General features: G+C 62.0%; 10 protein-coding genes and 1 pseudogene. 3 read left to right on the top strand and 8 right to left on the bottom strand.

The window, feature by feature from the left end; all coding sequences use genetic code 11:
* Positions 1–66 precede the first annotated feature (66 nt).
* Positions 67–510, bottom strand: a complete 444-nt coding sequence (locus ACWUKX_RS25050; protein ID WP_456009522.1) for an SRPBCC family protein — start codon at positions 508–510, stop codon at positions 67–69.
* 423 nt (positions 511–933) lie between these two features.
* Positions 934–1,131: pseudogene (locus ACWUKX_RS25045) on the bottom strand (OmpA family protein); the annotation flags it as partial.
* Between the two features lie 477 nt (positions 1,132–1,608).
* Between ACWUKX_RS25045 and ACWUKX_RS25040 the strand changes: the two are divergent.
* Positions 1,609–2,778, top strand: coding sequence for an aldose epimerase family protein (locus tag ACWUKX_RS25040; RefSeq protein WP_456009521.1), 1,170 nt, complete (start codon positions 1,609–1,611; stop codon positions 2,776–2,778).
* Positions 2,779–3,237: 459 nt separating this feature from the next.
* On the opposite strand, the gene ACWUKX_RS25035 is transcribed toward ACWUKX_RS25040, so the two are convergent.
* The 4 genes from ACWUKX_RS25035 to ACWUKX_RS25020 are packed head-to-tail and all read right to left on the bottom strand — an operon-like array spanning position 3,238 to position 7,351.
* A complete protein-coding gene (locus ACWUKX_RS25035) occupies positions 3,238–3,906 on the bottom strand; it encodes an ABC-type transport auxiliary lipoprotein family protein (protein ID WP_456009520.1) in 669 nt (222 codons plus the stop codon).
* A gap of 46 nt (positions 3,907–3,952) precedes the next feature.
* Complete coding sequence (locus ACWUKX_RS25030; protein ID WP_456009519.1) at positions 3,953–5,326, bottom strand: MlaD family protein; 1,374 nt, start codon at positions 5,324–5,326, stop codon at positions 3,953–3,955.
* Between the two features lie 14 nt (positions 5,327–5,340).
* Complete coding sequence (locus tag ACWUKX_RS25025) at positions 5,341–6,162, bottom strand: ABC transporter ATP-binding protein (protein ID WP_456009518.1); 822 nt, start codon at positions 6,160–6,162, stop codon at positions 5,341–5,343.
* Position 6,163: 1 nt separating this feature from the next.
* Positions 6,164–7,351 carry an MlaE family lipid ABC transporter permease subunit gene (locus ACWUKX_RS25020; protein ID WP_456009517.1) on the bottom strand — a complete coding sequence of 396 codons (1,188 nt, stop codon included), beginning with the start codon at positions 7,349–7,351 and terminating at the stop codon, positions 6,164–6,166.
* A 99-nt stretch (positions 7,352–7,450) separates the two neighbouring features.
* Between ACWUKX_RS25020 and dgcA the strand changes: the two genes are divergently transcribed.
* Positions 7,451–8,434 carry an N-acetyl-D-Glu racemase DgcA gene (gene dgcA / locus ACWUKX_RS25015; RefSeq protein WP_456009516.1) on the top strand — a complete coding sequence of 328 codons (984 nt, stop codon included), beginning with the start codon at positions 7,451–7,453 and terminating at the stop codon, positions 8,432–8,434.
* Here dgcA and ACWUKX_RS25010 read toward each other — a convergent pair.
* Both ACWUKX_RS25010 and ACWUKX_RS25005 read right to left on the bottom strand, forming a co-directional pair.
* Positions 8,405–9,622: an MFS transporter gene (locus ACWUKX_RS25010; protein WP_456009515.1), complete on the bottom strand. Its 1,218-nt coding sequence runs from the start codon at positions 9,620–9,622 to the stop codon at positions 8,405–8,407. The two genes, dgcA and ACWUKX_RS25010, sit on opposite strands and share 30 nt — an antisense overlap.
* A 129-nt stretch (positions 9,623–9,751) precedes the next feature.
* Positions 9,752–10,573 (bottom strand): UDP-2,3-diacylglucosamine diphosphatase, encoded by an 822-nt coding sequence (locus ACWUKX_RS25005; RefSeq protein WP_456009514.1) that lies wholly within the window; start codon positions 10,571–10,573, stop codon positions 9,752–9,754.
* A 119-nt stretch (positions 10,574–10,692) separates the two neighbouring features.
* Between ACWUKX_RS25005 and ACWUKX_RS25000 the strand changes: the two genes are divergently transcribed.
* The gene (locus ACWUKX_RS25000; RefSeq protein WP_065009509.1) at positions 10,693–11,472 is read left to right on the top strand and encodes an SDR family oxidoreductase; all 780 of its coding nucleotides are present in this window, start codon (positions 10,693–10,695) and stop codon (positions 11,470–11,472) included.
* Positions 11,473–11,570: the final 98 nt, after the last annotated feature.

Below are 11,570 nucleotides of genomic sequence, written 5' to 3'. Positions count from 1 at the left end.
GGAACCAAAAAGGCGGGAAATTTTCCCGCCTTTTTCATGCCGTGCCGACCCCTTCGTAATGATGCTCTATTGATTGATCTCCGGTTCGACGAGCTTTGCCAGGTTTCGCAGCGACTCCTGCCAACCGAGATAACACGCCTCAGCTGGAATGACGTCCGGCACGCCTGCCTGCGTGATATCCAGCTCCGTGCCGACTGATACTCTCTTCAGTATCACCGTCACCTGCATCTCGCCGGGCAAGTTAGGATCGTCGAACTTGTCCGTATAGCGCAGACGTTCGCCCGGAACGAGCTCGACATATTCGCCGCCAAACGCGTGGCTTTTGTCGGTTGTGAAGTTGCGGAACGACATCTTGAATGTGCCGCCGACTTTGGGTTCCAGATGATAAACCGTGCAGGTAAAGCCGTTGGGCGGTAGCCATTTCGCGAGCGCGTCCGCCTCAAGGAAAGCGCGATAGAGTTTTTCTGGGCTGGTTGCCAGGACGCGGTGCAGGCGTACGGTACTGGGCATATCATTTATCCTTGTGATGTCGATCCTGCCCAAGGACGAACGGGTCCTGACCAATCCGACACAAGTTCTGAGGTTTTTTGGAACCGGGGCCGCAGACCTTCATGTTAGGCTCCCTGCGACCGCTTTTCGACCCGTTGCGGAAGTTCGTTCGACCCTGCCGAATTCACGCCCATGACCCTAGTCGGACATTCCAGGCCCAAATTTTCTCCCAGATAGGGACCTCCAGTGGAACTCACCGCTTTGACCCAATCCAGTTGTTACTCGATTTCGACCTCAATATCGCAACAGGTGGCGAAAGCGGATCTTGACCGAGCTAGATGCGTGTCGCCTATTTGGCCCGCTCGATACGCAGGGGTATATGAGCGGGCTTGCAATGGTGAGCCTGGCGCTACCTGCCCGGCCGGCTCAAAACAAGGATGGGGCCTATTCGGAGCTCGCCACGAGTGCGACCAGCGGCGTGATGCGGCGGATCGCGACGCGCCGGTTCTCGCGCTCGGGCTCCTGGGTTTCAACCTTCAGGTACTGCTCGCCATAACCCTACGTCTCCATGTTCTCGGGCGCGATGTCGAAGACGTTGGTCAGCGCAGTCGCCACCGCCTCGGCCCGCTGGTCCGACAGCGATCTGGCGACCCCTTTCTACTATGTTCGCCCGCAGCGACGTCGAACCGCTAACCCCTGTGCGGTCCTTGCAGCGAAGCAACACGAAGGTCGGCCAACGGGTCGGAGAGGCGACCGACAGGGTCGCCTCGATGTTGGTCCGGAAATGTCGCAACCGAGCCGACCGGGGCATCGGCTCGGATTTCACCGCTATGGCGCGTTCTACGTCTCAATCGGGTGGCTTTGCGACACCAACTAGCAGCAAGATCGAAGTCGGGAATCAGGCGGGCACCCGTCCTGCGATTCATGCACCGACGGCAATTTTGATCAGGCAATGAGCTGATGCGACCGGCGGTATTCGGCACACGCTTTTCAAGCACGGTGCTATTGTACAATCTCTACCAGGACGCGCTTACCTTGATAGCCCGATGAGTTTAGAATTGGTCTTCCAGGCGGCTCGTCAGAAGCCGCCGGCGAAGAGGCCTATCAAGGGAGGAAACCATGACGCCGATCGAACCAAACAGGTCGCGTACCTGGCATAGGTCAGTGCTCGGCGCGGCCGTACTCGGCATGGGCGTGCTGCTGACGGGAATTAGCGCCGGCGCCGGCTCTGTGGACAAGACCCCATTCGGAAACACGCAGGACGGCAAAGCCGTCGATCTCTACACGCTCACCAACGACCGGGGCGCGTCCGTCAAGTTCATCGCCTATGGCGGTATCATCACGGCGATCAATGTGCCCGACCGCTGGGGCAAGCTCGACAACGTCGTGCTCGGCTTCAAGGAACTCGCCGACTACGAATCCATGAACCCCTATTTCGGCGCCTTGATCGGGCGCTACGGCAATCGCATCGGCGGCGCGAAGTTCACGCTCGACGGCACGCAATACCAACTCGCCGCCAATAACGGGCCGAACAGCCTGCACGGCGGCACGAAAGGCTTCGACAAGGTCGTCTGGGCGGTCGAGCCGCTGAGCAGCGTCAGCGGCGCCGCAGCGCGGCTCAACTACACGAGCAAGGATGGCGAGGAAGGCTATCCCGGCACGCTCACGGTCCAGGTCGTCTATAGCCTCACCAACGACAACGAGCTGCGCATCGACTACGAGGCGACAACCGACAAACCAACCGTGGTCAATCTCACGAGTCATTCCTACTTCAATCTCGCCGGCGACGGCACGGGTGGGGTCGACGATCACATCCTCACGATCAACGCCGATCGCTACACGCCGGTCGATGCGACCTTGATCCCGACCGGGCAGCTCGCCTCCGTGACCGCCACGCCGTTCGACTTCCGCCAAGGGGCGCCGATCGGCGCACGCATCCGCTCGAACGACCCACAGATGGCCTATGGCCGCGGATACGATCACAACTTCGTGCTGAACCGGTCGGGTGGTGGACTTTCGCTCGCCGCCCGAGTCTACGAGCCGCGCTCGGGCCGGATCATGGAGATCTCGACCACCGAGCCCGGCGTCCAGTTCTACAGCGGCAACTTCCTCGATTCGACGCTTGTCGGCGCAGCCGGTCAGCAATACCGCCAGACCGACGGCTTCTGCCTTGAGACGCAGCACTTCCCGGATTCGCCGAACAAGCCGTCATTTCCAACGACGGTGCTGAAACCGGGCGAAACGCTGAAGTCGACTACGATACACAAATTCTCCACCGACGCGTCCTAGCGTTGCAGCTGCGTTCTTTTCTGGTTGCTGAATCGATGGGTCGCCATGATTCGGAGATCATGGATGACGGGCGTTTCGATCGAGACGCTGGAGCTCTGGGCGTCGCTGCGGAGGCAAGGCAGCGGATCCGGAGCTTGTTTGCTGGCGCTATGTCCCCGGCCGAACACACAGCCTCTCCGCGGCGAAGCAGGCGAACGTTGCGGCTTTCCATCGCCCCCAAAGCCGCTGGCCGTAGCCAAATCAGACCTTCATGCAAGTCGCTGTCTACGTCCGAAAGGGGGTCGATTCAAAGCTGTGGCGCGAAGGGCGGCTTTGGAGAAGCGCCGGAAGGTCGGTAATTGGCGCCCCCTGCTCGTTCCAGTCGTCGAAACGGACGGCAGTTCCCCACCCGTCTCGGCCATTGGCGGCAGCCAGATGATTGAGTTTTATCCTAAGCTCCGCCCTGCAGTTCCGGCTGTATCAGATCACCGAATCGGTCCAGCGGACGATGTCCTTGGCGGCATCGCCGAATGCGCGGTCGAGCGCGCCGACATAGGCCTGGTTGCCGCTGCCGGAGACGGGCGCGGTCGCGGTAAAGCTCTTCGAGGCGCGCACCTCGCCATTGCGGTCGTTCAGTATCCGCACGAACAGCTCGACTTCGGCATGTTCGCCGCCGTCGACCCTGACTTCGAAGGAACGGACCTCGACGATGACCTGGTAGTCGATCGCCAGCCCCTCGCCCGGCTTGCCGACACCGGCGAAGCTGCCCGAGCGCTGGAATGTCTCGGCCAGCCGCGCCTGCACGATCAGCGGCAGCCGATCGGCCCATTGCGCGCCCTTGAGGTACTGGATCGAGCGCACGGACGGCTTGATGACGATGTTCTGGCTGTCCAGCGCCTTGAGCGCGGAGGGTTGGGCAATGAGGATCTGGCGGCGGCTGCGGCCGCGCGCATCGAGCGGCGGCGCCGACAATTCGAATGTGTCCAGAGGCGCCGGCCCGCCGCCCGGCAAAAACGCGCAACCGGCTACCAAAAGCGTAAGCAATGCCACACCCGCTTTAAGCCCGCCCGATTTGACCCCGCCCAATTTAAGCACGACCGACTTCACACGCGATCCCCGTTGTCCCCGAATCGTATGAGCAACCCGCATCCGTAGCGCACTTGCCCGCTGTTCTTGGGGCGGGCGAAGGCCGAAGTCAACGCCGCACCCTGCCGTCGAATTGCCGAACCTCGCCTTCGCCGCCTGACAGGATACGCTGCGGATTGCGGCTGAGATCCGTCACCGCCTCTTCGATGCGGCTGATCGAACGGCGGCTGTCCTGGACCAGCGCTTCGACGTTCTGCAGCCCCTGACCGGAGAATCGGGCCAGATTGTCCGTGATGGTGCCGAGGCGGGCGTTCAGGGTGTCGGCGACCTGCTTGAACGATCTCAGCGTATTCCTGGCATCGGCTATCATGCCGTCGGCCTGACCTGAGCCGAGCAATGTATCGACCTTGGCGAGGATGCCGTCGACGCGCACCGATGCGTCGTTGAGACGCTCCGCGAGCTGCTGCGCGTCCTTGATGGTCTGGTCGATATCGTCGGCCCGGTTGGCGAATTTGCTGGTCACCTTGGCGATGTCGGCGGCAGCCTCGTTGGCGTTTTCGCTGGCCTTCTGGATGTTGGCCAGCGCGGTGCGAACCTGTGCCGGGTCGATGCCGTCGAGAACGCCGTCGACTTTGGCCAGCGTGCCTTGCGTCCTTTGAGCGAAATCGTTGATCGACCCTACCGCCGTGTCGACATTCCTGACGACCCTGTCGAACTGCTTGCTGGTTTCCTTCAAGTTCGTGGTCACCGTGTCGACGTTGGCGACGATGCTCTTGATCTGGTCCTTGTCGACGGCGTTGAGCAGTCCTTCCGCCGCCTTCAGCGTGCCATCGAGCTTGCCCGAGACACCCCTCAACTCGTCCGAAAGCGAACTGACGCTGGCGAGGAATTTGTCGATGCCGTCGGAGTTCTTGGCCAGCGCGTCGGAGAAGGTCTGCACATTGTTGACGGTCTGCGTCAGCGGCCCGCGAACGTCCCTGGTGAAGCCTTCGAGCTGGGTGAGAACTGTATCGGCGCGGGTGAAGATGTTCTGCGCCGTCTGCAACAGGTTGGTGACCGCCGACGGGTTGGCGACGATCTCGGCGACGCGGCCCTCCGCCTCCGCCTGGTCGAGAAGATTTACTTCCTTGGGGTCGGCGCCCTTGAGTTCGATATTGGCCTGACCGGTGAGGCCGGCGAGACCGATGTCGGCCTGCGTCGATTTGGTGATCGGCGTCATGCGGTCTATTTCGGCGTCGGCTATGGCGGCGGTCGGATTGTCGACGTCGATATAGACGCGCCTGACATCCCCAACCCTGACGCCGTTGAACAGCACGAAGCTGCCGCGGCCGAGGCCGGAAGCCGATCCCGGAATGCGCACCCGCAGCATCGCCGTCTCACCTCTGTCGCCGATCGCTGCCGTCCAATAGACGAACGCGAACGCTGCCAGGATCGCGGCTAGCGTGAAAATGCCGACAATGACGTAGTTGGCTCTGGTTTCCATTTATCCACTTATGGCTACGCGCGGGCCGCAAGATCAAGTTGCCGCGCACGTTTTCCGCGAAAATAGGATTTCACCCAGGGTTCCTCGCTTCTGAGCATGTCGTCGATCGTGCCTTCGACCAGCACTTTCTTTTTGCCGAGCACGGCCACCCGATCACAAGCTGTGAACAGCGTGTCGAGATCGTGCGTGACCATGTACACGGTCAGATCCATGGTATCGCGCAGCTTGACGACCAGTTCGTCGAATTCAGCCGCACTGATCGGATCGAGGCCGGAGGTCGGCTCGTCCAGGAACACGATGTCGGGGTCGAGCGCCAGTGCGCGCGCCAGCGCCGCGCGCTTGATCATGCCGCCGGAAAGCTCGGACGGAAATTTCTGCGCCGCATCCGGCGGCAACCCGACCAGTTCGACCTTGAGCATCGCCAGCTCGTCCATCAGCTTTCTGGGCAGGTCGAGATATTCGCGCATCGGCACCTGCACGTTTTCGAGAACCGTGAGCGCCGAAAACAGCGCGCCGTGCTGGAAGAGGACGCCAAGGCGCATGTCGATGCGAAGACGCTCCCTCTCGCTCGCCTTTTCGACATCGACGCCGAACAGCTTGATCGTTCCCGACTGCTTGTGGACCAGGCCGAGGATGGTGCGCAGGAGAACCGACTTGCCGGCACCGGAGGCGCCGACAAAGCCGAGGATCTCGCCGCGCCTGATATCGAGCGACAATCTGTCGAGAATGACCTTGTCGCCGAAGGACACGGTGATGTCGTGCGCGGAAAGCACGATCTCGTCTTCGTCGGCCCCTTCCGCAACCCCAGTCGCCTTTGTGTTGCCCTGCGTCGCCATGTCAGAACTCGATCGCCGCGTAGAACATGGCGAAAAGCCCATCCAGGATGATGACCACGAAGATCGACTTCACCACCGAAGCGGTCACGTGTTGTCCCAGCGATTCGGCGCTGCCGCCAACCTTCATGCCTTCGACCGATGCAATCGTGCCGATGATCATGGCCATGAACGGCGCCTTGATCAGCCCGGCAAAGATGGTGCTGAGATCGATGGCGACACGCAGCCGGTCGATGAACGCCGCCGGTGCGATGTCGGAGTAGAGCCATGCGGCCAGGATGCCGCCGCCGAGTGCGGCGAAATTGGCGATGATCGTCAGGCAAGGCAGTGCGATCACCAGCGCGACCAGCCGCGGAAACACCAGCACGCCGATTGGATTGAGCCCGATGACCTTCAGCGCGTCGACCTCCTCGCGCATTTTCATCGAGCCGATTTCAGCCGTAATGGCGCTGCCCGAACGGCCGGCGATCATGATCGCGGTCATCAGCACGCCGAGTTCGCGCAGGATCAGCACGCCGACCAGATCGACGACGAAGATATCGGCGCCGAAATAGCTGAGCTGGTAGGCGCCTTGCTGGGCGACGATCGCGCCGACAATGGCCGACATCAGCACGACCACCGGGATGGCGCCGACGCCCATGCGATCGATCTGGTTGAAGATCGCCGCCGGATTGACCGCATGGCCGCGGCCAAGCTTCATCTGCGCGCCGCGTATCGTGGCGCCCAGTATGTTCATCGCGGCCAGGAAATCGTCACGCATCTCATAGACGCGCCGGCCAACCGCCTCGAGCGCGCGAATGATGATGTTGGGCGGCTTTGTGCCGCCGGAATCGGGTTCGCGCCGGACCGCGTCGCCAACGGCGCCGAGCAGGATCGAGGCAATCTCGCTTTGCCCTTGCAGCCTGATCTCGACGCCTTTCTTTTCGAAGGCGCTGACCAGGCGGTCGATCAGCCAGGCTCCGGCGGTATCCATCTTCTCGATATGCGAAAGGTCGAGCGCCAGCGTCTGGAAACCGCTGCGCTTCTCGATCTTGCGCATCTCGGCGTCGACCAGCGTCACGGTGCGCGTCGTCCAGTTTCCGGAGAAGGCGCAGCCCAGAACGCCACCCTCCTCACCGACCGCGACGCGCGGCTGGTGGTCGGCCTCCTTGGCGGTCGTGCCGCTTGCATGGCGTTTGCGGATGGTAAACATGGCGTCCTGTTAGCCTGACGGGCCAATCTGTTTAACCTGACGGAACCCACCTGTCGATTTGCCGACAAGCTCGTTGTCGCACAGCCGGAGCAGAAAAATATGGCGCGTGTCATTTCGGTCGAGGCCGAGCGCTTTCCCATCGCCGGGACCTTCACCATTTCGCGCGGTTCGAAAACCGAAGCCGAGGTTATCACAGTGACGATCCACGAGGACGGCCAGAGCGGGCGCGGCGAATGCGTCCCCTACAAGCGCTATGGCGAAACGATGGACGGTGTGCGCGATGCGATCGAGGCGATGCGCGGCGAGATCGCTGGCGGCATCAGCCGGGCCGCGCTGCTCGATGCCATGCGCGCCGGAGCCGCCCGCAATGCCATCGACTGCGCGCTATGGGACCTGGAGGCGAAGATCACAGGCAAGCCGGTCGCTTTCAGCATCTGCACGGCTCCGCCGAGCGAGCTTGAGACGGCCTACACGCTGTCGCTCGGTGAGCCCGCAGCGATGGCAGCCCAGGCCCGCGCCAACGCCCAGCGCCCGCTGCTCAAGGTCAAGATCGGCGGTGACAACGATATGGCCCGTATCCGCGCGGTTAGGGAGGCGGCACCGGCGAGCCGCATCATCCTTGACGCTAATGAGGGCTGGAGCGACGACAACATCGTTGCAAATCTCGCCTTTGCCGCCGAATACGGCATCGCCCTGATTGAACAGCCGCTGCCGGCGGGCCGTGACGGCATCCTTCGCCAAATCGCGCATCCGGTGCCGATCTGCGCCGATGAAAGCGTGCATGAGGCAGAGGGCCTTGCCTCGCTTGTCGGCCTTTACGATGCCGTCAACATCAAGCTCGACAAGTCGGGCGGCTTGACCGCTGCCCTCATCCTTCGCGATCGCGCCCGCGTACTGGGTTTTGACGTCATGGTCGGCTGCATGGTCGGCACGTCATTGGCCATGGCGCCGGCCGTGCTCTTGGCGCAGGATGCCGATTTCGTCGATCTCGACGGGCCGCTGCTGCTGGCCCGCGACCGTGTTCCCGGTCTCGTCTACCAGGGTTCGCTGGTGTCACCGCCCGATACGGCGCTGTGGGGCTGAACGCGCGGCAAGCCCGATCAACGCAAGGCCGATAAGGGCGATCGGGATCATGGCAAAAAAGCCGTCCACGCCGAAGCGGTCATAAAGCGGGCCGGACAAGAGCGTCACGACGGCCGTAAAAAAGCCGTTGGAGAAATAGGCGATGCCTTGCGCGGCCCCGGTGCGCTCCTCCGCGATCGTCTCACCGATCATTTTCTGCAGGCCGATCAGCACCAGCGCCACGGAGACCGCATGCAGCGTCTGGACTGCGAAAAATCCGGCGACGCCAAGGCCGAGCGGCCAGATCATAGGGAAGGCAATCCAGCGCACGATCGCGCCTATCCCGGCCATCACCATGATCGACACGACCGAGAAGGAGCCGAAAACCCGGGTGAAGACCATGAACATACCGATCTCGGCCACCACACCCCAACCCCAAACCAACCCGACCACCTGATCGCCGATGCCGATCGATTTCCAGTAGATCGACACGAAGCCGTAAAGAAACGCGTGGCTGGCGGTGATGACGCCGACGCCGATGGAGAAATACAGGAAATAGGCGTTGAGGAGTTTTGGTGCTGATTGCTGGATGTCGGCTGCCGAAAGCGGCGAGGCACGGCGGGGACGGCCGAGCCGCGGCGCGATCAGTCCGACGACAAGCGCGGCGCCAAACGCTGCGAAAATAATCACCGGAACAGCCAGGGCGCCCGTCGCCGACAGGATGAAACCGCCCGCAAGATTTGCGCACAGATAGGAGATCGATCCCCATTTGCGCATGCTTGCGTAGTTGGAGCCGAAGCGGCGCACTCCCGACAGTGCCAGCGAATCGGCAATCGGCGAATGCGGTGTCCAGACCACAGCGAGCGCCAGCGAAACAGCGAGCACCATGGCGTAGCTCGGCGTCAGAAAATAACCGGCGGACAGCGCCACAGATGCGGCCATCAGCGCGACATAAACATGGGCGCGGTCGCTCGCCCTGTCGGCCAGTGCTGTAAGCAATGGCGTCGTCACCACGCGCAGGAACATTGGTGCTGCGAGAATGACCGCTATCTGCTCGGCATCGAAACCCTCTGCCTGCAACCACAGCGGGAAGTACGGCAAATGTATTCCGAGCGGCACGAAAAGCGTGAAGAAGATCAGGCCCATCCGCACTTCGAAATGACGCGGCTTGACGAGCTGTTCGGGTGAAAGCGGCGGCAGGGAGGACATCAACAGGCAATCCGTCGGCGCAACGTTCAGCCGAGTCGGTCTGCAGCGCACGCCAATTCCATAACATGCTGAAAAAGTCGGCGGAACCGCTTGGACTAATCGATTAAAGCGAGGTGAGGTCGGGTTTGGTCAGGCAGCCTGGACTGCCCTGCCCTTGATGTCGATCGGCACGAGCACTTCGTTGCCGGCCGGAGCCTCCGGCAGGACGTGCGCCCAGTGCAGGATCTCCATCCGGCCGTCGAAATGCTCGACCACCGCGGTGCAACTCTCCACCCAATCGCCGGTGTTGATGTATTGCACGTCCTCATAATTTTCGATCGCGGCATGGTGGATGTGCCCGCAGATCACGCCGTCGACATGCGAGCGGCGCGCTTCCTCGGTCAGCATGGTCTGGAACGAGCCGATGAAATTCACCGCCTTTTTGACGTTGACCTTGGCCCAGGACGAAAACGACCAATAAGGCAGGCCAAGCAGTTGGCGAAGCCGCATCACCACGCGGTTGACGAGCATGGCCGCGTCGTAGGCGTAGTCGCCAAGATAGGCCAGCCAGCGCGCATTGTGGACGACAGTGTCGAACTGGTCGCCATGGATGACAAGAAGACGTTTGCCGTCAGCGGTCTCGTGAATGGCGCGGTCGGCGACGACGATGCCGCCGAAATGCACGCCTTGGAACTGGCGCGCGAACTCGTCGTGATTGCCGGCGATGTAGGTGATGCTGGCGCCCTTGCGCGCCTTACGCAGCAATTTCTGGATGACGTCGTTGTGGCTCTGCGGCCAGTGCCAGCTCCGTCTCAGCCGCCAGCCGTCGACGATGTCGCCGACGAGATAGATGATATCGGCGTCGTGATGGCGCAGGAAATCGATCAGGAACTCGGCCTTCGCCGCCTTCGATCCGAGATGGACGTCGGAGATAAACATGCTGCGGAAAGTGCGGGGCTCTGCGCCAGGCATTGGATTCTCACCGTTGCTCTCGTGTAGCCTATGCCCCGATTCATGCAACAACCGTATGACGGTTGCGATTGGTCCAGCCTCAAGAGTAGGTTGCCGCGCCAATCAGAGGAGAAATCGCCATGGATCTCGGTATTCGCGGAAAAAAGGCCATCGTCTGTGCTTCGAGCAAAGGACTTGGGCGCGGTTGCGCCATGGCGCTGGCCGAGGCCGGTTGCGATCTGGTCGTCAACGGGCGCAATGCCGACCAATTGGCGAAGACCGCCGCCGAACTGCGGGAAAGATTTGGCGTCGAGGTGACCGAAATCGTCGGCGACGTGTCGAAGCCCGAGGTGCAGAAGGCGCTGCTTGCCGCCTGTCCCGATCCCGATATCCTCGTCAACAACAATGGCGGACCGCCGCTTCGCGATTTCCGCGAACTCGACCGCGAAAAAATCCTCGAAGGCGTCACCCAGAACATGGTGACCCCGGTCGAACTGGTTCAGGCTGTGATCGACGGCATGGCCGAACGCGGCTTCGGCCGCATCGTCAACATCACCTCGCTGTCGGTCTATGTTCCCATTCCCGGCCTCGATCTGTCGTCCGGCGCGCGCGCAGGCCTGACTTCGTTCCTGGCCGGCGTCGCGCGGACGGTGATCGACCGCAATGTGACGATCAACAACATGCTGCCGGGCAAGATCGACACCGATCGGCTGCGCCCCCCGCATGAAGCCGGCACTCCCGAAGATCCGGCTGCTGCCGCCGCACGCAAGACCCAGGCAGCAGCCAACGTTCCGGCCAAGCGGCTCGGCACGCCGGAGGAATTCGGCCAGATCTGCGCCTTCCTGTGCTCAGTTCATGCCGGCTACCTGACCGGGCAGAACATACCGGTCGACGGCGGCGCCTATGTCAGCGCGTTCTAGTACCGAACGCTTAGTACCCGCTGGGAACGCCGGGAGACGATCGTGACGGCTCTGAAGCAGGCCTTGCAGTGGCCGTCGTCATGGAGCAGCTGGGCTAT

Source organism: Mesorhizobium sp. f-mel (assembly GCF_053850215.1).
The sequence above is the reverse complement of the archived record's forward strand: the minus strand, read 5'-3'. Positions and strand labels throughout refer to the sequence as shown.